Source organism: Streptomyces sp. NPDC053426, from assembly GCF_055585405.1.
This window is the reverse complement of sequence record NZ_JBVJKE010000009.1, coordinates 333,023-356,484: the sequence shown is the minus strand read 5'-3', so window position 1 is coordinate 356,484 and position 23,462 is coordinate 333,023. Positions and strand designations below refer to the sequence as shown.

18 protein-coding genes are annotated in these 23,462 nt (G+C 73.7%); 7 read left to right on the top strand and 11 right to left on the bottom strand.

Annotated features, from left to right (window positions below; all coding sequences use genetic code 11):
• Nucleotides 1-51 precede the first annotated feature (51 nt).
• From manA to ACZ62B_RS20775, 6 genes are all read right to left on the bottom strand, one after another.
• Nucleotides 52-1,203: a mannose-6-phosphate isomerase, class I gene (gene manA, locus ACZ62B_RS20800; RefSeq protein ID WP_344569740.1), complete on the bottom strand. Its 1,152-nt coding sequence runs from the start codon at nucleotides 1,201-1,203 to the stop codon at nucleotides 52-54.
• Between the two features lie 122 nt (nucleotides 1,204-1,325).
• Nucleotides 1,326-2,453: an SIS domain-containing protein gene (locus ACZ62B_RS20795; RefSeq protein WP_344569739.1), complete on the bottom strand. Its 1,128-nt coding sequence runs from the start codon at nucleotides 2,451-2,453 to the stop codon at nucleotides 1,326-1,328.
• Between the two features lie 67 nt (nucleotides 2,454-2,520).
• Nucleotides 2,521-2,691, bottom strand: a complete 171-nt coding sequence (locus ACZ62B_RS20790; protein ID WP_468727844.1) for a Trm112 family protein — start codon at nucleotides 2,689-2,691, stop codon at nucleotides 2,521-2,523.
• 361 nt (nucleotides 2,692-3,052) lie between these two features.
• Nucleotides 3,053-4,420, bottom strand: a complete 1,368-nt coding sequence (locus ACZ62B_RS20785; RefSeq protein WP_469691623.1) for a phosphomannomutase/phosphoglucomutase — start codon at nucleotides 4,418-4,420, stop codon at nucleotides 3,053-3,055.
• A 72-nt stretch (nucleotides 4,421-4,492) separates the two neighbouring features.
• Nucleotides 4,493-6,109 (bottom strand): L-lactate permease, encoded by a 1,617-nt coding sequence (locus ACZ62B_RS20780; protein WP_344569732.1) that lies wholly within the window; start codon nucleotides 6,107-6,109, stop codon nucleotides 4,493-4,495.
• A gap of 140 nt (nucleotides 6,110-6,249) precedes the next feature.
• On the bottom strand, nucleotides 6,250-6,672 hold the full coding sequence (locus ACZ62B_RS20775) for a DUF3499 domain-containing protein (protein ID WP_184765947.1): 423 nt from the start codon (nucleotides 6,670-6,672) through the stop codon (nucleotides 6,250-6,252).
• 283 nt (nucleotides 6,673-6,955) lie between these two features.
• Between ACZ62B_RS20775 and ACZ62B_RS20770 the strand changes: the two genes are divergently transcribed.
• Entirely contained in the window at nucleotides 6,956-7,411 is a 456-nt protein-coding gene (locus tag ACZ62B_RS20770; protein WP_085573978.1) for a metallopeptidase family protein, read from the top strand.
• Between the two features lie 191 nt (nucleotides 7,412-7,602).
• On the opposite strand, the gene ACZ62B_RS20765 is transcribed toward ACZ62B_RS20770, so the two are convergent.
• From ACZ62B_RS20765 to ACZ62B_RS20755, 3 genes are all read right to left on the bottom strand, one after another.
• Complete coding sequence (locus ACZ62B_RS20765; protein ID WP_469691620.1) at nucleotides 7,603-9,123, bottom strand: DUF5719 family protein; 1,521 nt, start codon at nucleotides 9,121-9,123, stop codon at nucleotides 7,603-7,605.
• Nucleotides 9,120-12,821 (bottom strand): glycosyltransferase, encoded by a 3,702-nt coding sequence (locus ACZ62B_RS20760; protein WP_469691618.1) that lies wholly within the window; start codon nucleotides 12,819-12,821, stop codon nucleotides 9,120-9,122. Before ACZ62B_RS20760 ends, ACZ62B_RS20765 begins: the two co-directional genes overlap by 4 nt.
• A gap of 257 nt (nucleotides 12,822-13,078) precedes the next feature.
• Nucleotides 13,079-13,342 (bottom strand): WhiB family transcriptional regulator, encoded by a 264-nt coding sequence (locus ACZ62B_RS20755; RefSeq protein ID WP_003975777.1) that lies wholly within the window; start codon nucleotides 13,340-13,342, stop codon nucleotides 13,079-13,081.
• Nucleotides 13,343-14,060: 718 nt separating this feature from the next.
• On the opposite strand from ACZ62B_RS20755, the gene ACZ62B_RS20750 reads away from it, so the two are divergent.
• From ACZ62B_RS20750 to ACZ62B_RS20735, 4 genes are read left to right on the top strand one after another with little or no spacing between them, the layout of a single operon-like run.
• Nucleotides 14,061-14,603 carry a cysteine dioxygenase gene (locus tag ACZ62B_RS20750; RefSeq protein WP_344569722.1) on the top strand — a complete coding sequence of 181 codons (543 nt, stop codon included), beginning with the start codon at nucleotides 14,061-14,063 and terminating at the stop codon, nucleotides 14,601-14,603.
• 33 nt (nucleotides 14,604-14,636) lie between these two features.
• Nucleotides 14,637-15,596, top strand: coding sequence for a 2-phospho-L-lactate transferase (gene cofD / locus ACZ62B_RS20745; RefSeq protein WP_468727864.1), 960 nt, complete (start codon nucleotides 14,637-14,639; stop codon nucleotides 15,594-15,596).
• Nucleotides 15,593-16,894: a coenzyme F420-0:L-glutamate ligase gene (locus ACZ62B_RS20740; protein ID WP_468727868.1), complete on the top strand. Its 1,302-nt coding sequence runs from the start codon at nucleotides 15,593-15,595 to the stop codon at nucleotides 16,892-16,894. The genes cofD and ACZ62B_RS20740 overlap by 4 nt, the downstream gene beginning before the upstream one ends.
• A 55-nt stretch (nucleotides 16,895-16,949) precedes the next feature.
• Complete coding sequence (locus ACZ62B_RS20735; protein WP_469691616.1) at nucleotides 16,950-17,945, top strand: DNA-3-methyladenine glycosylase family protein; 996 nt, start codon at nucleotides 16,950-16,952, stop codon at nucleotides 17,943-17,945.
• A 584-nt stretch (nucleotides 17,946-18,529) separates the two neighbouring features.
• Here ACZ62B_RS20735 and manB read toward each other — a convergent pair.
• Together manB and ACZ62B_RS20725 are read right to left on the bottom strand one after the other, a co-directional pair.
• Complete coding sequence (gene manB / locus ACZ62B_RS20730; protein ID WP_344569714.1) at nucleotides 18,530-19,612, bottom strand: mannose-1-phosphate guanylyltransferase; 1,083 nt, start codon at nucleotides 19,610-19,612, stop codon at nucleotides 18,530-18,532.
• A 96-nt stretch (nucleotides 19,613-19,708) separates the two neighbouring features.
• On the bottom strand, nucleotides 19,709-21,094 hold the full coding sequence (locus tag ACZ62B_RS20725; protein WP_344569712.1) for a peptidoglycan recognition protein family protein: 1,386 nt from the start codon (nucleotides 21,092-21,094) through the stop codon (nucleotides 19,709-19,711).
• Between the two features lie 129 nt (nucleotides 21,095-21,223).
• Between ACZ62B_RS20725 and ACZ62B_RS20720 the strand changes: the two genes are divergently transcribed.
• A complete protein-coding gene (locus ACZ62B_RS20720; RefSeq protein WP_344569710.1) occupies nucleotides 21,224-21,985 on the top strand; it encodes a TIGR03089 family protein in 762 nt (253 codons plus the stop codon).
• A gap of 237 nt (nucleotides 21,986-22,222) precedes the next feature.
• A complete protein-coding gene (locus ACZ62B_RS20715) occupies nucleotides 22,223-23,416 on the top strand; it encodes an LCP family protein (protein WP_344569708.1) in 1,194 nt (397 codons plus the stop codon).
• Nucleotides 23,417-23,462: the final 46 nt, after the last annotated feature.

Genomic DNA, 23,462 nt, shown 5'->3' with positions numbered 1-23,462 from the left:
TTGTTGCAGCCCGGTTCGGCGACGGCGTGTCAGGTGGTCGTCACGGGGTGATCAGGCGACGACGGTGGCCCTGAACAGGGTTCCGGTACCCGACACTTCGGCCTTCTCACCCGAAGGGACGAACACGGAGGTGCCGGGCGTCAGTTCGTGCTCGCCCGCCCGTACGGAGCCGGCGGTGCAGAGCAGGATCTGCGGGGTGGTCAGGGTGAGGTCGTGGCCGGCGCCGCCCGCGGGGAGGACGTAGCGGGAGAGGCGGAACTCGTCGATGGGGGTCTCGTAGACCTCCTCGCCGTCCGGGCCGGCCTCCGGGCGCAGCACGCCGGGGTCGCCGGCCTCGAAGCGGACGACGCGCAGGAGTTCGGGGACGTCGACGTGCTTGGGGGTCAGGCCGCAGCGCAGGACGTTGTCGGAGTTGGCCATGATCTCGACGCCGAGGCCGTCGAGGTAGGCGTGCGGGACGCCAGCGCCGAGGAAGAGGGCCTCGCCGGGCTGGAGCCGGACGTGGTTGAGGAGCATCGCGGCGATGACGCCGGGGTCGCCCGGGTAGTGGTGGGCGATGTCGGCGTACGGGGCGTAGGCGCCGCCGAGGCGGTCGCAGGCGGCGGCGGTCTCCGTGACGGTGCGGGCCATCTCCTCGGGGTCGGCGGTGAGGATCGCGGTGAGGACCTCGCGCAGGGCCGCCTCTTCGGGGTGGGCGTGCAGCAGGTCGACGTACGGCTTGAGGGAGTCCACGCCGAGGCCGTCGAGGAGCTCGGCGGCGTGCAGCGGGGCGCGGAAACCGCACAGGCCGTCGAACTCGGTGAGGGCGCAGATCAATTCGGGCTTGTGGTTGGCGTCCTTGTAGTTGCGGTGCGGGGCGGTGACGGGGACGCCTCGGCGCTCCTCGTCCGCGTGGCCCTCCTTCGCCTGGGTCAGGTCGGGGTGGACCTGGAGGGAGAGCGGGGCTCCGGCGGCGAGGAGTTTGAGCAGGAAGGGCAGGCGGGGGCCGAACTTGGCGACCGAGTCCGGGCCGAGTTCCCGCTCCGGGTCGGCGTCGATGACCTCGACGAGCGTGCCCCGGCCGGTGCGCGAGGGTGCGCCGGGGTGGGCGCCCATCCACATCTCCGCCTGCGGCTCGCCGGTCGGTTCGGTGCCGAGCAGCCGCGGGAGGGCGGTGGTGGAACCCCAGGCGTAGGGGCGGATGGTGTTGTCGAGACGGTCCATGGGGCTCTCTGCGTTCCTTCTGCCGGTTCTCGTGCGTCCGCGCGGTGTCGGTGCGTGCCGTGTGTATCGGTGCGTGTCGTGCGTCCGCGCGGAGGGAGGGTCTCAGGGTTTACCGGGCATGATCAGGCTCCCGAGGCGAGCGCCAGGTAAACGGCGGCGAAATCCGTGACGGCGATCAGTTCCGCGAGGGTCTCCAACTCGCCGCCCGCCTCCGGTTCCAGCTCACTGATCGGCGTGTCGTGGGTGAGCGCCAGGTCGCGGGCGGCGGGTGCGGCGGTGAGGCCGCCGATGGGGCGGTCGCGGAGCAGCACCACGCGCGCGTGCAGGGCGGGTGCTTCCTCCACGCGGTCGCGGAAGAAGTCGTCCGGGTCCGCGCCGGCGGCGAGCCGGCCGGCCAGCAGGGCACTGTGCGCGGCGAGCGCCTCGGGGAGTTCGGCGACGACGGCGGGGGTGCCGGACAGTTCGGCGAGCGCGGCGGCGAACCGGCGGCCGGCCGGGCCCGCCGAGACGCCCTCGGTCCATACGACGGGCAGCGCTTCGGCGAGTTCGGCGGCCAGGGTCTTGGCGGGGTTGCTGTACGTCGCGATGGCCGGACCGCAGCGTTCGGCGATGCCGTCGAGGCGGTCGGCGATCTTCTCCAGGGCCTCGGGCGGGGCGGTGAGCAGGCCGGTGCGGTCCAGGAGCGCGAGCAGCGGGGTGAGCAGTGCCCACAGGACGCCGGGGGCGGAGGCGGCGAGGGGTTCGTCCTGGTCGTAGGGCGCGGAGGCCATGGGGACGAACAGGCCGCGGGAGCCGTTCACCGCTTCGGCGAGCGGGCTGCCGGCGGGGGCCACGGCGACGACGGTGCAGCCGCGGCGGTAGGCCTGCTCGGAGAGCAGGGACAGGCCCGGTTCGGTGCCGTCGGGGGTGGCGATGAGCAGCAGGTCCACGGAGCCGGCCCAGCCGGGCAGTTCCCAGCGCAGGGCGCCCGGCGCGGGGGCGACGCCGGTGGGTGCGAGGCGGGTGACGGGGCTGCCGGCGCCGGCCAGGGTGCCGAGGAGGTCGGCGGTCTGGGTGGCGGCGGCGCCGGGGCCCGCGATGAGGACGGCGCGGGGGCGGCCGTCGGGTTTGAGGCCGTTGACGCCTGCCTCGGCGGCGTGCCGTGCGGCGGTGCGGACGCGGGCGCCGGCCTCGGCGGCGCCGCGGAGCAGGGCGCGACGGTCGGCCTCGGCGAGGCCCTCCGGTGAGTCGAGCAGCGATTCGTCGAGCATGGGCGGCGGGCTCCGATCTCCGGTCGGCGGGGCGGTGCGATGCGGTGCGCGGTGCGCCTTGTGCCGGTTACTCGGGGCGGCGGGCCTCGTCGACGAGGAGTACGGGGATGTCGTCGCGGACGGGGTAGGCCAGGCCGCAGTTCTGGCCGGTGCAGATCAGTTCGGTGTCCTGCTCCTTGAGGGGGGAGTGGCAGGCGGGGCAGGCGAGGATTTCCAGGAGGCCGGCTTCGAGTGGCATGGGCGTTCCCTTCGGTGGGTGGATGTGCTGGTCAGGGTACCGCCGGTGGGGGTGGGCGGCGGGGTGGGCGGGGTTGTGCGGCCCGGCGCCTTACGGGTGGCTCGCGTTGCTGTGGGCCGGGGGTGGGGTTGCGCAGCCCGGCGCTTGCGGGGTGCCGTCGCGCCCACCCGTGCCGCCCTGGGGGCACCTCCCAGGCCTTTAAGGCACTGGGGGAGGCACGACTGCCCGCGGAGGGCGGCGGCATGCGGCACAGCTGCCCGCGGATCACGGATCACGGATCGCAGAACGTGGATCACAGAACGCGGGATGCGGGGTGCGGATCGCGGGATGCGGGTCGCGGGTGGCTGCTTGCGGGTGGGGGTCAGGACCTGATGATTTTCAGGGCCTCGTCGCGGATCTTGGTCATCGTCGTCTCGTCACGGGCCTCCGCGTTCAGGCGGAGGAGGGGTTCCGTGTTGGAGGGTCGGACGTTGAACCACCAGTCGGCGGCAGTGACGGTGAGGCCGTCCAGGTCGTCGAGGGTGATGCCGTCGCGGCCCTCGTACGCGGCCCTGATCGCGGCGAGGCGGCCCGCCTGGTCGTCGACGGTGGAGTTGATCTCCCCGGAGCCGGCGTAGCGGTCGTACTGGGCGACCAGGGCCGACAGCGCGCCCTGCTGCCCGCCGAGGGCGGCGAGGACGTGCAGGGCGGCCAGCATGCCCGTGTCGGCGTTCCAGAAGTCGCGGAAGTAGTAGTGCGCGGAGTGCTCGCCGCCGAAGATCGCGCCGGTCCTGGCCATCTCGGCCTTGATGAAGGAGTGGCCCACGCGGGTGCGCTCGGGGGTGCCGCCGTTCTCCCGTACGACCTCGGGGACCGACCAGGACGTGATCAGGTTGTGGATGATCGTGCCCTTGCCGCCGTTGCGGGCCAGTTCGCGGGAGGCGACCAGGGCGGTGATCGCGGACGGGGAGACCGGCTCGCCCCGCTCGTCGACGACGAAGCAGCGGTCGGCGTCGCCGTCGAAGGCGAGGCCGAGGTCGGCGCCCTCCTCGCGGACCCGCTTCCGCAGGTCGACGAGGTTGGCCGGGTCGAGGGGGTTGGCCTCGTGGTTGGGGAAGGTGCCGTCGAGTTCGAAGTACATCGGGACGAGGGTGAACGGCAGGCCGGCGAGGACCGTCGGGACGGTGTGCCCGCCCATGCCGTTGCCCGCGTCGACGACGACCTTCAGGGGGCGGATCGAGGTCAGGTCGACGAGCGAGCGCAGGTGTGCCGCGTAGTCGTCCAACGTGTCGCGCCGGGTGATCGTTCCCCGGGTGCCGGTCGTCGGTTCCGGGGCGCCCGAGTCGCTCCACCGCTCGACGAGTTCCCTGATCTCCGCCAGGCCCGTGTCCTGGCCGACCGGCGCCGCGCCCGCGCGGCAGAGCTTGATGCCGTTGTACCGCGCCGGGTTGTGCGAGGCCGTGAACATCGCGCCGGGGAGGTTCAGGGCGCCCGAGGCGTAGTAGAGCTGGTCCGTGGAGCACAGGCCGATCTCGGTGACGTCGGCGCCCTGGGCCGCCGCCCCGCGCGCGAAGGCGCCGGACAGGCCGGGGGACGACGGCCGCATGTCGTGACCGGTGACGACGGCACTCGCGCCGGTCACCCGGACGAAGGCGGCGCCGAAGAGCTCGGCGAGGGACTCGTCCCACTGGTCGGGGACGACTCCGCGCACGTCGTACGCCTTCACGATCTGCGACAGATCAGCAGCCACGGCCAGCCCTTCCGGAAGTCCTGTCGGTCACCACAAACTACCCGCAGGGGGTGACACGGACGTCGTGGAGGCTCAGGGCAGCATCCAGCCGAGCGCCGCCGTGCTCTGGCCCACCACGATCAGGCACATCACGAGCAGCAGGCCGAGGCTCCAGGGCAGCACCTTGCGCAGCAGATCGCCCTCGCGGCCCGCCAGTCCGACGGCCGCGCAGGCGATGGTGAGGTTCTGCGGCGAGATCATCTTGCCGAGGACGCCGCCGGAGCTGTTGGCGGCGGCGAGCAGTTCGGGCGACAGCCCGGACTGCTGGGCGGCGGTCACCTGGAGGGCGCCGAAGAGGGCGTTGGAGGAGGTGTCCGAGCCGGAGACGGCGACGCCGAACCAGCCGAGGACCGGGGACAGGAAGGCGAGGCCGGCCCCGGCCGCCGCGACGAAGTGGCCGATCGTCGCCGCCTGGCCCGAGAGATTCATGACGTAGGCCAGGGCCAGGACGGACGTCACCGTGAGGATCGCGAACCGCAGTTCGCGGACCGTCGCCAGCCACTCCTTGACCGCCACGCGCGCGTGCACCCCGATCACCGCCGCCGTGAGCACTCCGGCGAACAGGACGAGGGTGCCGCCGGTGGAGACGATCGGCCAGGTGAACACGTTGCCGCCGACGGGCTCGCCGTCCGGGCCCGCGACGTCCAGGAGGGGCCAGTCGTAGCTCTGGGTGGCGCCGGCGAGCCAGTCCTTCACCGCCGGGATCTGGGCGACGGAGAAGATCACGACGATCAGCGCGTACGGGGCGTAGGCGCGTACCACCTCTCCGCGCGGGTCCTCCTCGTCCAGTTCCTCGCTGCGCACGCCGGTCAGCACGGAGGTCCGTACGGCCTCGGTGGCGGGCACGCGCGCGTGCGGTACGGCGACCAGGGCGCCCGCGCCGGCCAGGGCGGCGCCGATGTCGGCGAGCTGCGCGGAGACGTGGTTGGAGGCGACGAACTGTGCCACGGCGAAGGCGGCTCCGCAGACCAGTGCGGGGATCCAGGTCTCGCGCAGGCCGCGCCGTCCGTCCACCAGCCAGACCAGTACGAGCGGCACCACGAGGGCCAGCAGCGGGGTCTGGCGGCCGACCACGGACGCCACGGAGTCCAGTGGCAGGCCGGTGACCTGGGCGAGCGTGACGACCGGCGTGCCCATGGCGCCGAACGCCACCGGCGCGGTGTTGGCGACCAGCGCGACCACGGCGGCGCGTACGGGGTCGAAGCCGAGGGCCACCAGCATCACGGCGGAGATCGCGACGGGGGCGCCGAACCCGGCGAGGGCCTCCAGCAGGGCGCCGAAGCAGAACGCGATGACGAGTGCCTGGATGCGGGGGTCGTCGGAGAGGCGGCCGAAGGAGCGGCGGAGGATGTCGAAGTGACGGGTGCGGACGGTCATCCGGTAGACCCACAGGGCGTTGACGACGATCCACATGATGGGGAAGACGCCGAAGACGGCGCCCTGGACGCCGCTGGAGAGCGTCTGGTCCAGTGGCATGCCGTACGCCAGACAGGCCACCAGGACGGCCGCCAGCAGGCCGGTCAGGCCCGCGAGGTGCGCCTTCATCCGGACACCGCCGAGCAGGACCAGGACGATCACGAGCGGCAGGGCCGCCACCAGGGCGGAGAGGCCGAGCGAGCCGGCGACGGGTTCCAGTTCCTGGACGTACACGGGCGCCTCCCGGATTCCGCCATGCGAAAGCGTTTTCTCGTCGGATACCAATGGAATGGTCGTGTCCGCGACAAGAAGGCGTCAACAGGCGTGCGGGGGTTTATGCGGCGCCCGGGGTACGGGGAGAGGGCTCGCCCCGGTCAGTTGTCCGGGGAGCGGAGTACGCGCAGGTGGCCGCGGCGTGCGACCTCCATGGGGTCCGCGGTGCGGGAACCGCCGCCCGCTCCCGCCGCCCGCTCCTGGGGACGGGCCGCCTCGCGCACCGCGTTCGCAAGCGCTTCCAGGTCGTCTCCGCTGGGCTGGGCCGGGGCCGAGCCGTCGAGCAGGCGGACGACCTCCCAGCCGCGCGGCGCGGTGAGGCGCTCGGAGTGCTCCGCGCACAGGTCGTAGCAGTGGGGTTCGGCGTAGGTGGCGAGGGGGCCGAGGACCGCGGTCGAGTCGGCGTAGACGTACGTCAGCGTCGCGACGGCGGGACGGCCGCAGGCGGTGCGCGAACAGCGACGTACAGGGCTCACGACGTTGGACGGTACCGCACTCTTGAGCGGGCCGCGACGACTCTCCACCAGGTCACTCCACCGTGTCGCGGTACGAAACGCCCCACATGCCCCTTTGGGGGCACCTTGCTGACCTGGTTGGACGCGGGGGTCCGGGGGGTTCGGCGGTACTGATTCCGGTCACCAGTTGGTACAAACACCGTCAATTGCCTTGATGTCATCGGTCTCGGAGAGATACGGAATCGAGCCCAACCTTGGCTGGAATGGTCATGTTGTGACATGCCGTGCGGGTCGGCCGGAAGGCGTGCGGTGATCGGGCGGGGCGGCGACGTGACGACTACGCTTCGCAGTGATGGACAGCTCTGTGACGCCCCGTGCCGCCGGATCCGGCCCCGGCCCCGGTCCCCGACGCCGTGATCGCCACGGCCGGGGCATGCGCGGCCCGATCGCGCCTCCGCAGGTGCCGCTCGCCGCGAGCCGTGCGGAGACGTTCGCGGATCTCGTACAGGACTCCGTGGAGCGGCTGGAGCGGCGGTGGCCGCAGTTGGCCGACGTCGATTTCCTGGTGCTGGACGTGCCGCGGCCGGGCGGAGGGGCCTGGAGTGATGAGGCGGTGCCGCTGGGCGGGACCGTGGCCGCTCGGGACGGGCGGCCGGCGCGGGTGGTGGTCTATCGGCGGCCGGTGGAGATCCGCACCAAGGGGCGGGACGAGCGGGCGGCTCTCGTGCACGAGGTCGTGGTCGAGCAGGTGGCGGAGGTGCTGGGGCTGACGCCGGAGACGGTGGATCCCCGGTATGGGGAGGACTGACGTCGCGTGCGGGTGCCGGGGCGGCACCTTCATGAGGTGCCTCGTGTCGGAGCGGGCCGGGGGTGGGGTTGCGCGGCCCGGCGCTGTACGGGGTGCCGTCGCGCCCACCCGTGCCGCCCCAGCGGCACGACTGCCCGCGGTTGACGGGGGGGGTGGGGCGGGGCCGGCTCAGGGCCGGCCCCGGTTCGTGGTCAGTTCTGCAGGATCGACAGGTCCTCGTTCGACTGGGGTACCGAGACCATCCCCCGGTCGTCCGGGAGGGACTGGACCGTGAAGAACGGGACGTCGTTCTTCGTCGCGGTCAGCGTCCGGGACGCGTAGACCGGTGTGTCCGACTGGGGTTCCACCGTGAGGGCGTAGGTGCCCTTCACCCCGGCCGAGACCGGTGCCTCGATGTTCTGCGTCGTGCCCGACTTGATCGTGTACGTCTTCGAGGCCTCCGTACCGCCCTCGGTGCCCGCCGAGGCCGTGACCTTGATCTTCGCCGTGCCCTCGGGAGCCGTCACCGAGAGCGTCGTGCCCTCGGCCGTGTTGTCCACGGACGTGGCGCGTGTGCCGACCGGTCGCGCCGCCGGGATGAAGGCCGACTCCTGGTCGTCGCCCTTGCCGCGCAGCACCCGTACCGCCGCCACGACCGGGACGGAACCGTCCGCCGCCGTCAGGACCAGGGAGCCCGCCTCACCGCGCGTGATGTCCTCCAGGTCGACGGCCGCCGTCATGCCGCCCTTCACGTGGAGGGTGTCGTGGCCGGCCGGGGTGATCGGGCCGGAGGGGGAGGCGAGGCGCACCTTCAGGTCGACGTCGGCGTCACCGGGGGTGAAGGCGACCAGGCGTACGGCGGTGGCGTCCTTCGGGATGCCGGGCAGGACCAGGCTGCCGGACGGGTCGGTCGACGCGGCCAGCCAGTCGCCGCCCAGCTTGTCGTCCAGGGCCTGTACGGCGGCGCCGACCCGGCCGCTGCGGACCACCACGTGCACGGTCACATCGGTCTGCTTCTCGTCGGTGAGCGTCGAGAGCAGGACCGGCTCGGCGGAGTGCGGCTGGACCGTGATGCCCTCCCCCACCGTCGTCTCGAGGGCGCCGTCCTTGCCGTAGAGCTCGATGTCCACGACCGCCGCCGAGTCGTCGGGGTTGGTCAGATGGACGTAGTCGGTGCGGCCGGCGTCGGTGCTCGCGCCGGGGAACCAGAACTCCGTGTCCGGGGCCGTGCAGGTGACGCCGTGCATGCCCCGGCCCGTGCCCGCGGTGACCGTGGTCGTCCCCTGCACGGTCCAGCCCGGCGCGAAGCGGCCCTCGGCGGTGCCGAGGAGGGCCGGGGACTCGCCGCCGGTCGTCTCCCCGGTGACCGGCTTGCCGGGGTCCCCCGGCTCCAGTACGGGCTTCTCGGACTTGGCGTCCTTGTCGTCCTTCTCCTCCTTGTCGTCCCCGGACTCCGACTCGTCCTGCTTCTGCTCCGTGGCCGGCCGGAGTTCGGCCCCGCCCCCCTTCTCCGTGCCCTTGGTGACCGGCGTGAAGGACGTGTACGTCGTCTCGGCCAGGTCGGAGGAGCTGGGCGGGGGGCACACCAGGCTCGTGCGTTCCACGGGGAGGTGGGCCGCCGCCTCCGCCGTCCCGTCCGTGGCCTTGGCGTCCGGTGAGGACACCGCGGCGAAGCCGGTGACGGCGGCGAGCGCGGTCACGCCCGCGATCAGGGACAGGGTGGTGCGGTTCACTGCTGGCTCCCGTCGGGACGCTCACTGCCCGTGCCGTGGGGGTCGTACGACGTGTCGTAGCCCTGCGTGTAGTTCTGGTCGTAGCCCTGGGTGTACGTCTGGTCGTACGGCGCCTGCTGGGTGCCGTAGGCGTACGGGTCGTACTCGCCGCCCTGGGGGTAGGCCTCCGCCTGGTAGGTCCCGCCGTAGGCGTCCGCCGGGTACTGCTGGTACCGCTGCTCTTCCGGGTAGGCGTCCGGGTACTGCGCCGCCGCGTCCCAGTCGCCGTGGCCGGGCTGTTGCGGGACGGGGGCGGGGGGCTGCTCGGGCGGGGCGGGGAAGTCCTCGTCGGCACCCGGTTCTCCGGTGCCGGACTCCGCCGCGGCCTCCGCCTCGGCCTGGGCGCGCAGGCGGCGGGCGCGGCGGCCCTCACCGGCCATCGCCTCGGCGGGGACGGCCGGTTCCTCCGGCAGGTCGTCGTCGATGTCGCGGCGGCGGCCGGGCAGGGCCATGACGACGAGGACGACGGCGAGCAGGCCCTGGGCCCACAGCCAGGCGGTGTGGGTGATCGGGTCGTCGTAGGTGACGTCCAGCGTGCCGCCGGAGGCGGGGAGTTCGAAGCCCTGGGCCCAGCCGTCGACCGTCGTACGGGTCAGCGGCTTGCCGTCGAGCGTGGCGGTCCAGCCCTCGGCGGCGGTGTCGGCGAGGCGCAGGACGCGGCCCTCGGCACCGTCCGGGATCTTGGTGTGGATCTCGACCGGGCCCGCGGCGACGGGCACGGGCTCGTCGCCGCCGTCCTCGCCGTCCTTGGCGTCCTTGGCGTCCTTGGCGTCCTTGGCGTCCTCGGCAGGGACGATGCTCGCGCGGGCGACCTGCCGGTCCACCCGCCACAGCGCGCCGCCCGCCTGCTGGCTGAGCCGGGACAGGCCGGGGGTGGCGTCCAGGACGCGGGTGACCTCACGCGGTGCGCCCGGGTGGACGAGGACGTAGCGGACGGCGAAGCCGCCGAGCTGGTCGGCCTGGTCGGCGCCGGAGCCGGCGACGAGGTTGGCGACGACCTTGTCGAGCCCGGTGTTCCCGCCGTCCACCGCGGCGATCTCCGCGTCGCCCATGCGGGCGCCGGAGCCGCGGACCAGGACGTAGCCGACCCGGGCGGCGGAGTCGCTGTCGATGACGAGGGTGCGGGCCTGGTCGCGGGTGCCGCTCTCCTCGGCGACGAACGCGGGCACCTGGACGGGGTCGCGCCGCTCGACCGGTCCGTCGGCGCCGCGGATCATCCAGCCGGCGACGGCGACCAACGGGCCGATCGCGCAGGCGAGGGCGATCAGCGCGGCGACCGGCTGGCGCCAGCCGAAGCTCTGCTCGGCGACACGCGCGCGTGCCCCGTCGGCGCCGAGCGTGGCGGCGGCCAGGACGGCGATGCCGTAGACGAGGGTCGCGGGGCCCGCCCAGGCGGAGTCGTTGGACAGGACCGCGAAGACGAGGCCCACCAGGGCCGCCGCCCACGCGGTGAGGATCGCCGTCCGGCGCTCGGAGCGGAGCAGGGCCGCGAGTGCGGCGAGCACCAGGCCGATGAGCAGCGGGCCGCCGACGGTGCCGGGACCGCCCGGGCTCGCGCCGAGCAGGTCGAGGGCGGAGGCGGCGGAGGGGCCGTACTCCAGGCCCGCTTCCCGGAAGAAGCCGAACGGGAGGAGGGAGAGCGACCACGGGGCGAGGACCAGCAGGGGGGTGCCGAGCTGGGCCAGGAAGCGCAGCCCGTAGGCCGGGATCTCGGTCCTGCGCAGGGCCAGTACGCCGACGCCGAGGACCAGGGCGACGGGCCACACGATCGGGGTGAACGCCGTGGCGATCGTCAGCAGCAGGGCGTACGCCCAGGTGGCGCGCCAACTTCCGCGGGTGCCCTCGGGGTTGGTGAGGCCGCTCGCGGCGATGCCCGCGCGGGCGATCAGCGGCAGCAGTACGGCGAGTACGGCGGTGCCGATGCGGCCGCCGGCCAGGGCGCCGGTCGCGGCGGGCAGGAAGGCGTAGGCGACGGCCGCCCACGCGCGCAGCAGCCGGGACTCGACGAGCGGGCGGGAGGCGAAGTACGCGGTGAGGCCGGCCAGCGGTACCGAGCAGACCAGGAGGATCGTGACGGCGAGGCCGGTGGAGCCGAGCAGGAGGGAGGCGAAGGCCGCGACGATCGCCAGGTAGGGCGGTGCGGCTCCGGTGCCGCCGGCGCCCACGGCGTGCCAGGCGTCGGTGTGACGGGCCCACAGGTCACCGGCGCCGGCGGGCGCGGGGAGCAGGGCGCCGCCCGCGAGCGCGCCGCCGCCGAGGAGCTGGCGGCAGGCCGCCAGGGAGACGAGCAGCAGCACCAGGAAGAGCACCGGTCCCGGCTTGCGGGCGATGCGCTTGAGGCGGGCGAACTGCTCGACCTCCAGGAAGTCGGCGTCGTCGCCGCCGGGTCCGGACTCGATGGCGCTGCCGTGGCGTCCCGCGCCGGAGGCGGCTTCGGGGTCGGAGCGGCCGACGAGGCTGCTCGCGACCTGTTCCACGGTGACGCGGACGGTCGCGCCGGGCGGCGGGAACAGCGGCCGCATCTCGCCCTTGTCGGTCTGCGGGCTGCCGCGGTGGCGCCGTCCGGCGAGGATCCGTTCGGGCCGCAGCAGGGTGCCCATGAGGCCGCGGATCTCGTCGACGGCCTGTCCGGGGGCCTTGCCGACGAGGTAGGCGAGGGTGCGGAGCAGGGTGCCGAGGACGACGCGCAGCAGCACCCAGGGCAGGGCGGCCGTGCGGGCGTTGACGAGCAGGGCGTAGACGGCGCCCGCCTTGTCCACCTTGTGCGGGGAGGCGGAGGTGCGGCCCACGCAGTCGACGGTGCGGCGCTCGCGGGAGGCGGCCTCGGCGTGCCGGACGACCGCGTCGGGGGCGATCAGGACCCGGTGTCCCGCGGAGTGGGCGCGCCAGCACAGGTCGACGTCGTCGCGCATGAGGGGCAGGTGCCGGTCGAATCCGCCGAGCCGGTCGAAGACGTCACGGCGGACCAGCATGCCGGCGGTGGACACCGACAGCACGGGCCGTACGTGGTCGTGCTGGCCCTGGTCCTGTTCGCGGCGGTCCAGACCGGTCCAGCGGCGGCCGGAGTTGGCGATGGAGACGCCGACCTCGAGGAGTTGCCTGCGGTCGTACCAGCCGCGGAGCTTGGGGCCGACGACGGCCACGTCGTCACGGCCGAGCTCGTACTCGTTCTCCACGACGCGCAGCATCTGGGCCAGCGCGTCGGGTTCGGGGGCGCAGTCGTCGTGCAGCAGCCACAGCCACTGCACCGGCTCCCCGTGCGGGAGTTCCGGCAGGTCGTAGGCGTCGTCGCGCCAACTGCGGGTGACCGGGTCCCAGCCGCTCGGCCGCTTCAGGTACGGCAGGTCGTCCGGCGTGAGGTGCGGGGCGCTGCGGTTGCACTCCTCGACCGCCTGGCCGAAGCCGGTGCGCCGGGCGAGGTGCAGCACGTGGTCGTCACCGAGGGCCTCGGCGACCAGCCGGGCGGAATCGTCCGCGCTGCCGGTGTCGGCGCCCATGGCGAACTGGACGGGGCGCTCCTGGCCGAGCAGCCCGGCGAGCGCGTCGGGCAGCCAGCGGGCGCCGTCGTGGGAGACGAGGACCGCGGTCACCACGTGACGCGGGAACTCAGGTGTGGCAGCGAGGTCTTGCCGGGCTGCCGTGTGGCTGTGCACGGACATCGAGGTACGGGCCCCGGTTCGGTGGTCTGTGGGGAACGCCCGTGCCCGATGGGGGCGGCGGGGCGTCTCGGACGAGCGACCACACTATCGGCAGATCGAACGGGGCGGCGCGGAGCGTCTCGATGAGGGGTGGTGGCCGGGCGACGGGCGGGCGGGGCGGCCCGCCGCCTGCGGACGACCCGCCCGCGACGGGCCTCGAGTGACGTATGTACGAAGTGGTGCGTGTAGCGCGCGTACGGCGGTGATGTGCCGGTTCGTCAGACCGCGGCCTTCTTCAGCCGGCGGCGCTCCCGCTCGGACAGGCCGCCCCAGATGCCGAAGCGCTCGTCGTTGGCGAGGGCGTACTCGAGGCACTCGGAGCGGACCTCGCACGCGAGGCAGACCTTCTTGGCCTCCCGGGTCGAGCCGCCCTTCTCGGGGAAGAAGGACTCGGGGTCGGTCTGGGCGCACAGCGCGCGCTCCTGCCAGCCGAGCTCCTCGTCCGCGTCGTCGACCAGCAGTTGCTGCACCAGCTCGGTCATGTGCGCCCCTCGTCTGTCTTTCGCGTCCCCGTGATCCAGCCGTTACCGATTCCGGCTGAACGACACGAGTGAAATTACAAGTGTGCTGCTCCGGGCGAGTCAAGCCGAGATCTGCTATTGAGCCCCTTATTCACTCTGCGGAACCAAGGCCGAGCGGAAAGTGTTGAAATCGTCCTAAACCTTGACACACGTACGGGACCCGTGAGGTCTTCCGGCCTCACGCAGAGCCTCTACGGGAGAGACGTCCAGGACATCGATCCCGTTGCGACACCCGCGCCGAAGCGAACCGGATCACAGTCGGATCACGGGATCGCAACGGCGTGCGGGGCGCCCGGCCGTGGGCACCATGTGTCCCGGGAAGCGGTTGAGCAAACCTTTCGCCTGCGAGATGAACCGGATGAGGTGAACCATGTCCCACATACCGGGCGCCGAGTTGACAGTGGAGGAGTGAACCGCTGTCCTTGTGGGCATGCTCGCGAATCCGGCACTCACCTCGACCCGCTCCGTCGGGTTCCTCGGTGCTGCCCGCGCTCGCTGTAGCTGTCTCTGTTCCGGCTGTTGAGCCCCACGCGCTCCAGCCACCGCCGAGTCACCGGCTCGGCCGCCGTTTCCTTCGCTCCCACCGGGGCACCCCTCGCCGCCGCCCGCCCGCGACCCGGGCGTGACGCGCCGCGACACCCGCACCCCACCGCTTCTCCGCCGAGGAACCCCCACACCCATGAACAGCGACAGCGACCTCCAGATCGCCGGCGACATCCTCGAAGTCCCGCACCTGCTCCAGCCCCCGCGCGAGCACCCGGCCACCGTCGCCGAGTTCGCCGGCCTGGCCCGCTCCATCGCAGCCGACCGCTCCCAGTGGGAGCACCTCGTCGAGTACGACGCCGGCAGCCGCTGGTACCACCGGCTGCGCACCGGTCCCGGTTACGAGGTGTGGCTGCTGTCCTGGGTGCCCGGCCAGGGCAGCGGGCCGCACGGCCACGGCCGCTCCTCCGGTGTGCTCACCGTCCTGGACGGCACCCTGACCGAGCGCACGGAGCGCGGCACGCGCGCGCTGACGGCCGGCGCGCAGCGCGTCTTCGCGCCCGGCTACGCGCACGAGGTCGTCAACGACGCCCTCGACCCCGCGGTCAGTCTGCACATCTACTACCCGGGCCTGACCGAGATGCCGATGCTCCCCCAGTCCCGGCTTCGCTCGGCCGGGGGGACCGCCGTCGCCCCCCACTGCGAGGCCCGCACCGCGCCCGGCCCGGTAACTGCCTGACGCGATGTCGTAGCGGCCTGCAAGGATGACCCCATGCGCATTGTGGTTCTGGCAGGCGGCATCGGCGGTGCCCGTTTCCTGCGCGGTCTGAAGCGGGCCGTGCCGGACGCGGACATCACGGTCATCGGCAACACCGGGGACGACATCCACCTCTTCGGGCTGAAGGTCTGCCCGGACCTCGACACGGTGATGTACACGCTCGGCGGCGGTATCAACGAGGAGCAGGGCTGGGGACGGACCGACGAGACCTTCCACCTCAAGGAGGAGCTCGCGGCGTACGGCGTCGGCCCGGAGTGGTTCGGGCTCGGCGACCGGGACTTCGCCACGCACATCGTGCGGACGCAGATGCTCGGCGCCGGGTTCCCGCTCAGCGCGGTGACCGAGGCGCTGTGCGACCGCTGGCGGCCCGGCGTGCGCCTCATCCCCATGACCGACGACCGCGTGGAGACGCACGTGGCCATCGAGCTGGACGGAGAGCGCAAGGCGGTCCACTTCCAGGAGTACTGGGTGCGCCTGCGCGCCTCCGTCCCCGCCGAGGCGGTCGTGCCGGTCGGCGCGGAGCAGGCGAAGCCGGCACCGGGCGTCCTGGAGGCGATCGCCGAGGCCGACGTGATCCTCTTCCCGCCGTCCAACCCCGTGGTCTCCGTCGGCACCATCCTCGCCGTGCCCGGCATCCGGGAGGCGATCGCCGACGCGGGCGTGCCGGTGGTCGGCCTGTCGCCGATCGTCGGGGACGCACCGGTGCGCGGCATGGCCGACAAGGTGCTGGCGGCGGTCGGCGTGGAGTCCACGGCCCCGGCGGTGGCCGAGCACTACGGCTCGGGCCTGCTGGACGGCTGGCTGGTCGACACGGTCGACGCGGGCTGCGTGGAGCGCGTCGAGGCGGCCGGGATCCGCTGCCGGGCCGTACCGCTGATGATGACCGACGTCGACGCGACCGCGCGGATGGCGCGGGAGGCGCTGACGCTGGCGGAGGAGGTGCGCGCGGTATGAGCGGCACGGGTTACCGGGTCCGTCCCGTGGCGGGCCTGCCCGAGATCCGCGAGGGCGACGACCTGGCCAAGCTGATCGCGGCCGCCGCACCGGACCTGGCCGACGGCGACGTCCTCCTCGTCACCTCGAAGATCGTCTCCAAGGCGGAGGGCCGGATCGTCGAGGCGACGGACCGGGAGGCCGCGATCGACGCGGAGACGGTGCGCGTGGTGGCCCGGCGCGGCTCCCTGCGCATCGTGGAGAACCGGCAGGGCCTGGTCATGGCCGCGGCCGGGGTCGACGCCTCCAACACCCCCGCCGGTACGGTCCTGCTGCTGCCCGAGGACCCGGACGCCTCCGCGCGGGCGATCCGCGAGGGCCTGCGCGACGCCCTCGGCGTCGAGGTCGGCGTGATCGTCACGGACACCTTCGGCCGCCCCTGGCGCTCGGGGCTGACGGACGTGGCGATCGGCGCGGCGGGCGTCCGCGTGCTGGACGACCTGCGCGGCGGCACCGACGCGTACGGCAATCCGCTCAGCGCCACGGTCGTCGCCACGGCCGACGAGCTCGCCGCGGCGGGCGACCTGGTCAAGGGCAAGGCGTCCGGCATCCCGGTGGCCGTGGTCCGCGGGCTGCCGCACCTGGTGGCGGCCGACGACGGCGAGGGCGCGCGGGCGCTGGTGCGCGGCGCCCGCGGCGACATGTTCCGCCTGGGCACGTCCGAGGCGGTGCGCCAGGCGGTGACCCAGCGCCGTACGGTACGGGCCTTCACGGACGAGCCGGTCGACCCCGGAGCCGTGCGCCGCGCGGTGGCCGCGGCGGTCACGGCACCGGCCCCGCACCACACCACGCCGTGGCGGTTCGTGCTGCTGGAGTCGTCCGGGGCCCGCACCCGTCTCCTGGACGCGATGCGCGAGGCCTGGATCGCGGACCTGCGCCGCGACGGAAGGACGGAGGAGTCGATCGCCAAGCGCGTCCGCCGCGGCGACGTCCTGCGCAACGCGCCGTACCTGGTCGTCCCCTGCCTGGTCATGGACGGTTCGCACACCTACGGGGACGCGCGGCGGGACGCCGCGGAGCGGGAGATGTTCGTGGTCGCCACGGGCGCCGGCGTGCAGAACTTCCTGGTCGCGCTGGCCGGGGAGCGGCTGGGCTCGGCGTGGGTGTCGTCGACGATGTTCTGCCGCGAGGTGGTCCGCGAGGTCCTGGACCTGCCGGCGGACTGGGACCCGATGGGCGCGGTGGCGGTGGGCCACCCGGCGGAGGAGCCGCGCCCGCGGCCGGAGCGGGACGCGGGCGGTTTCATCGAGGTGCGGTGAGCGTGCGCCTACCCTCATAGAGGCCCCCGCTCCGCCTCCACCCCTGGGATCTCTCGTGGCAGGACGTTTCGCACCCCGCCCGCCTCGTACGACGGTGCGGCGTGCCGCCGTGCCGGAGGGAGTTCCCCGGCAGGTACCGGCCCCGGCCCGCGTGCGGACGTGGGTGCCGGAGGGCCCCCTGGACCTCGGGCTGGTCCTCGGGCCGCTGCGGCGCGGGCCGGGTGATCCGACGTTCCGGGCGCTGCCGGACGGTTCCGTGTGGCGGGCCAGCCTGACGCCGGCGGGTCCGGGGACGCTCCGGGTGACGGGGCGTGCCGGGGAGATCCGGGCGGAGGCGTGGGGGCCGGGCGCCGACTGGCTCCTGGACAAGCTGCCGGAGATGCTCGGTGCCGCCGACGATCCGTCCGCCTTCGTGCCCCGGCACAAGCTGCTGGCGGTGACCCGGCACCGGCGTCCGGGACTGCGGCTGACGCGGACCGGGCTGGTGCTGGAGTCGCTGATTCCGTCGATTCTGGAGCAGAAGGTCACGACGGGTGAGGCGTATCGGGCGTGGCGGCTGCTGGTACGGAAGTACGGGGAGCCGGCGCCCGGGCCCGTGCCGGAGCGGATGTCGGTGATGCCGGCGCCGCGGACGTGGGCGCTGATTCCCTCCTGGGAGTGGCACCGGGCCGGGGTCGACAACAAGCGGGCGTCGACGATCCTGCGGGCGGTGCGGGTCGCCGCGCGGCTGGAGGAGGCGGTGGGGATGCCCGCCGCTGAGGCGCAGGCGCGGTTGGAGCTGGTGTCGGGGATCGGGCCGTGGACGTCGGCGGAGACGGTGCAGCGCAGTCACGGGGCGGTGGATGCGGTGACCGTGGGGGATCTGCATCTGCCGGGGATCGTGGGGTGGGCGCTCGCGGGCGATCGGTACGCGGACGACGCGGTGATGTTGTCGCTGTTGGAGCCGTATGCGGGGCAGCGGCATCGGGCCGCTCGGTTGATCTTGTTGAGCGGGAGGGTGCCGGGGCGGCGGGCGCCGCGGATGCCGTACGGGGACATCGGGCGGCTTTGAGGGCTGGCCGGGCCGGTGTCTTGGGGCGTGGCCCCGCGTTGGTGTGGGCCGGGGGCGGGTCGCGCTGCCCGGCGCCGTACGGGATGCCCCGCGCTGGTGTAAGCCGGGGGTGTTCGTGCGCCCCGGCGCCGTACGGGATGCCCCGCGCTGGTGTGGGCCGGGGGCGGGTCGCGCTGCCCGGCGCCGTACGGGATGCCCCGCGTTGCTGCGGGCCGGGGCGGGGTTGCGCGGCCCGGCGCCTTACGGGTGCCCCGTGTTGGTGTGGGCCGGGGGGTGTTCGCGCTGCCCGGCGCTTGCGGGGTGCCGTCGCGCCCACCCGTGCCGCCCCAGCGGCACGACTGCCCGCGGAGGACGGGGGCGACTGCCCGCGGAGGACGGGGGCGACTGCCCGCGGAGGGCGGGGGCGGCCGTCCGCGGAGGGCGGGGGCGACTGCCCGCGGAGGGCGGGAGCGGCCGTCCGCGGAGGGCGGGAGCGACTGCCCGCGGAGGGCGGGGGCGGCCGTCCGCGGAGGGCGGGGGCGGCCGTCCGCGGGAACGGCGGGGGCGGCCGTCCGCGGGAACGGCGGGGGCGGTGGTTGTGGGGGTTACTGGTCCGAGGAGAAGCGGACTGCTCCTGCCGGGATCGTCGCGTCGCACCAGACCCGGGCGCCCTCGCGGAGTTCGTTGTGGGGGCCTACGGTCGCGCCGTCGCCTATGACCGTGCCGGTGAGGACCGAGCGTTCGCCCACCCGTGCCCGCGTACCGATCAGCGAGTCGGTGATGACCGCGCCCGGCTCGATCACCGCCCCCGGCAGGATCGTGCTGCCGAAGACGCGTGCGCCCTCCGCCACGAACGCGCCCTCGCCCACCACCGTCCCGCCCGCCAGCTTCGCGTCCGGTGCCACGGTCGCCGTGGGCAGCACCAGCCGGTCCCCGCAGCGTCCGGGCACCGCCGGCGACGGCGCACGGCCCAGCACCAGATCCGCCGAGCCCCGTACGAAGGCCGCCGGGGTCCCCAGGTCCAGCCAGTACGTGGAGTCGACCATCCCCTGCAGATGCGCCCCCGCCGCCAGCAGCCCCGGGAACGTCTCCCGCTCCACCGACACCGCCCGCCCCACCGGGATCGTGTCGATCACCGACCGGCGGAAGACGTACGCCCCCGCGTTGATCTGGTCGGTGACGATCTCCTCCGGTGTCTGCGGTTTCTCCAGGAAGGCGAGCACCCTGCCCGTACCGTCCGTGGGCACCAGCCCGTACGCGCGCGGGTCCGTCACCTTCGTCAGGTGCAGCGAGACGTCCGCGCCGGTCGTCTCGTGCGTCCGCACCAGCGCCCGGATGTCCAGTCCCGTCAGGATGTCCCCGTTGAAGATCAGTACCGGCTCGTCCGGCCCGGAGCGCAGCCGGGACGCGACGTTCCGGATGGCGCCGCCCGTACCGAGCGGCTCCTCCTCCGTCACGTACTCGATGTGCAGTCCCAGGGCCGCCCCGTCGCCGAAGTACGGCTCGAAGACCTCGGCCAGGTAGGACGTGGCCAGGACGATGTGCTCGACGCCCGCCGCTCTCGCTCTCGCGAGCTGGTGCGTGAGGAAAGGCACCCCGGCCGCCGGGACCATGGGCTTGGGCGTGTGCACCGTGAGCGGTCGCAGTCGCGTGCCCTTGCCGCCGACCAGGAGGATCGCTTCTGTCACCTGTCGTCTCTGCTTCCTGCCGGGACCGGCCGAACTGTCTTTCGGCCGGCCAGTGTATGCAGACCGGCTCCGGCAGGAAGGAGCGCCCGGCCCGCCTCAGCGGCCCTGGTAGCGGGCCGCCGTGGAGCGCGCGGTGCCGAGCTTCTTGTAGAGCTTCCCCCCTGGGCACGAGGTGTTGAACCCGTCCCGGTGACCGGAGATCACGTTCAGTCGTACCTTCTTACCTTTTCGGTAGAGATTGCCACCGGCGGACTTCAGATATGTCTTGGCGCGCGGATTCATCCCGTGCAGTCCGAGTTTCCACGCGGTGAGCCGGGCGATGGCCTTCACGGCGGAGGAGGACGGCTTCTTGGAGCCGTAGGAGCCGATCACCGCGATGCCCGTGGTGTTGGTGTTGAACCCGAGGGTGTGGGCCCCCTTGACCGGCTCCGCCACTCCCCCGGCCCGGCCCTCGTAGATCCTGCCGCACTTGTCGATGAGGAAGTTGTAGCCGATGTCCCGCCAGCCCAGGCTCCGTACGTGATAGCGGTAGAACCCGCGGATCAGCGAAGGGGCCTGCGAGCACTTGTAGTTGTTGCCGGAGGCGGTGTGGTGCACGAAGGCCGCCTTGACCTTGCCGGTGTACACGAACCGCTTCTCCCGCAGGCTCTCGTTCGCTCCCCAGCCGCGCCGGGTGACGATGGCGGGGCGCGGCCCGATGTACGGCTTGGCCCGCTGCTGCTCGGTCAGGCCGGCCCCGCGCAGGGTGAGGTACTCCTGCCGGGTCTGCTCGCCGGTCAGCGCGGGGATCTCCAGGGTGCCGAGCGGTGCGAGCGCGGAGTTGGCCGCGGAGGCGGCGGTCGCCTCGGCGCTCATGACGCCGGTACGCGGGCCCTCCAGGACCTCGTCCCCCGGGTCGACCAGTTCGAGCCGCAGCCCGGAGGGCAGCACCGAGTGGTCGCCGGCCCCGGGCTCGTCGGCCCCCGTCCCCTCGCCCTCGCCCCCGTCCTCACCGGGCTCCGGCAGGACCCGGATCTCCACCCCGTCCGACTCCCCCACCCACAGCGGTGCCGTGGCGCCGCGCACCCCGTCCGCGGCGCCCTCCGCGCTGCCCGGATCGGCTCCGTGGTCGGCGTAGTGCGTCTCGACGTCCCGCCAGCCGGACCAGGTGCCGGTGCCGGCCTCCCGGGTGCGGACCTGGACGCGGCCGTGGAGTTCGGCGGCGGGGTCGTCCCAGACGACGCCGAGGAGGGAGAAGGGCCGTACGGCCCGTGGGGCGAGGCCGAGGACGGCGGCGCCGGAGGCACGGTCACGGGTGAGATGTCCCAGGGGCAGCGACTGGGTGCTGCCGGGGATGTCTGGCCGGGCCGTCACCGCCGCGCGCGTGGCCGCTTCTGCCGTGGGCGCCGGTCTCGCGTCCGCCGCGGTGGCGGGCGGGGCGAGCGGGAGGGCGAGGGCGGCGGCGCAGGTGACACCGATTGAGGAAGCAAGAATTCCACGCATGCCCCTGAGCTTGGACATAGTCAGACAAATCTGTCCATCGGGGAGTTGACGGCCCGTCGGGGCGCGTTCCCCCGAACCGGTGCCCCCGGCGGGCGGTGCGCGCGGACGGGCCCGCGTACGCTTGCGCGGGTGAACGCCACCGACCGCACCCCTGCCGACCTGCTGAGTTCCGCGCTGGCCGCGGACCCGGGACGCCCCCTGGTGACCTTCTACGACGACGCCACGGGCGAACGCGTCGAATTGTCCGTGGCCACCTTCGCCAATTGGGTGGCCAAGACCGCCAATCTCCTCCAGGACGAGCTGTCCGTGGAGCCCGGTGACCGGGTGGCCCTGCTGCTGCCCGCGCACTGGCAGACGGCGGTCTGGCTGCTGGCGTGCGCGTCGGTGGGCGTGGTCGCGGACGTGGCCGGGGACCCGGCGGCGGCGGACGTGGTGGTGAGCGGTCCGGAGCCGGAGTCGCTGGAGGCCGCGCGGGCCTGCCCGGGGGCCAGGATCGCGCTGGCGCTCAGGCCCCTCGGCGGGCGCTTCCCGCAGCCGCCGGAGGGCTTCGCCGACTACGCCGTCGAGGTGCCGGGGCAGGGCGACCGCTTCGTGCCGTACGCGCCGGTCGACCCCGAGGAGCCGGCGCTGATCGTGGCGGGCCGGGAGTTCACCGGGGCGGAGGTGGTCGAGCGGGCCCGCGCCGAGGCGCCGGAGCTCGGTCTGACCGGCCCGGGCTCGCGGATCCTGTCGGGGAGGCCGTACGACACGTGGGAGGGCCTGAACACGGGCCTGTACGGGCCACTGGCGACCGGCGGCTCCGTGGTGCTGTGCCGCAACCTGGACCGCCTCGGGGACGACGCCCTGGACAAGCGGGTGGAGGGCGAACGGGTGACAGTCATCGCCCGGTGACGGCACCGCCACCCACCGCACCGCGAAGGACACCGCCCGCCCCGGGAACGCACCACCCGCCGCCCCAGGAAGGCACCGCCCCCACCCCGTCGAAACCCGACCCCCACGACGTCCCCCGTCCGCCCCACCCCCTCCCCCGTCCGGCGCACCAGCACCCGCCCCCGACCGCCGTCCCGGGTCATCGTCGTACGCGACGGCATCACCGCACGCCGTACGCAGTGAGGGGTGGACCCGGTCATGAGTGACACCGCAGGCGCGTCCCCCGCGCAGCCGGGGGGCGGCCGTGCCCTCGGTCCGGGGACGGGGTCCTCGGCGAGCGGACGGGGGCGGGCCCGGCGCCGCCGGCGGCGCTGGGTGCGCGGCACCGGGCTCGCCGTCGTCGCCGTACTGCTCGCGGCCGCGGGTGCCGGGTGGGCGGTGTACATGAAGCTGGAGGGGAACATCACCCCGGACGAGGCGGCGGCCGCCGAACTCGCGCGGTTCGAGGGGGAACGGCCCACGGCGCTCGTGAAGGACGCCCGGAACATCCTGCTGATCGGCTCGGACTCGCGCTCCGGGGAGGAGAACGCCCGCTACGGGCGGGACGCGGGGACGGAGCGTTCGGACACCGTGATCCTGCTGCACCTGTCGGCGGGCCGGCGCAGCGCCACCGCGGTGTCGGTCCCCCGGGACCTGATGGTGGACGTGCCCGGCTGCCGCCGCCCCGACGGGTCGCGTTCCGAGCCGGTGTTCACGATGTTCAACTCGGCCTTCGCGGTGGGCGGTTCGGCCTGCACCATCCGTACCGTCGAGAAACTCACGGACATCCGCGTCGACCACCACGTCGTCGTCGACTTCGACGGTTTCAAGGACATGGTCGACGCGGTGGGCGGTGTCGAGGTGTGCCTGCGCGAGCCCGTCGACGACGAGGACGCCGGACTGAGACTGCCGGCGGGCCGGGTGACGCTGGACGGGGAGCAGGCGCTCGGTTACGTCCGGGCCCGCAAGACCCTCGGCGACGGCAGCGACACCAGCCGTATGGAACGGCAGCAGCGCTTCCTCGGCGCGCTCGTCAACAAGGTCAGCGGCAATGACGTCCTGCTGAACCCGGTGAAGCTGTATCCCGTTCTGGACGCGGCCACCTCGTCGCTCACCACCGATCCGGAACTGGCCAGCCTGCGGGGTCTGTACGACCTCGCGCGCGGACTGCGCGGGATCCCCACCGCGCGGGTGCGGTTCCTGACCGTTCCCCGGGAGCCGTACACCGGGGACGTCAACCGTGACCAGCTCGCTCAGCCCGCGGCGGAGGAGCTGTTCGCCCGGCTGCGTACGGACCGGCCCGTGGCGGTCGCGCCGGCCGCGCGGGATTCCGCACCGGACGGCGGCCCCGGCGGGGCGTCCCCGGCGCCCACGTTCTCCGGGAACTCCGCCGCCGAGGACATCTGCGGGTAAAGCGAACTCCAAGACCGGCACAAGAGCCGCCCGGGACAATGGGCCC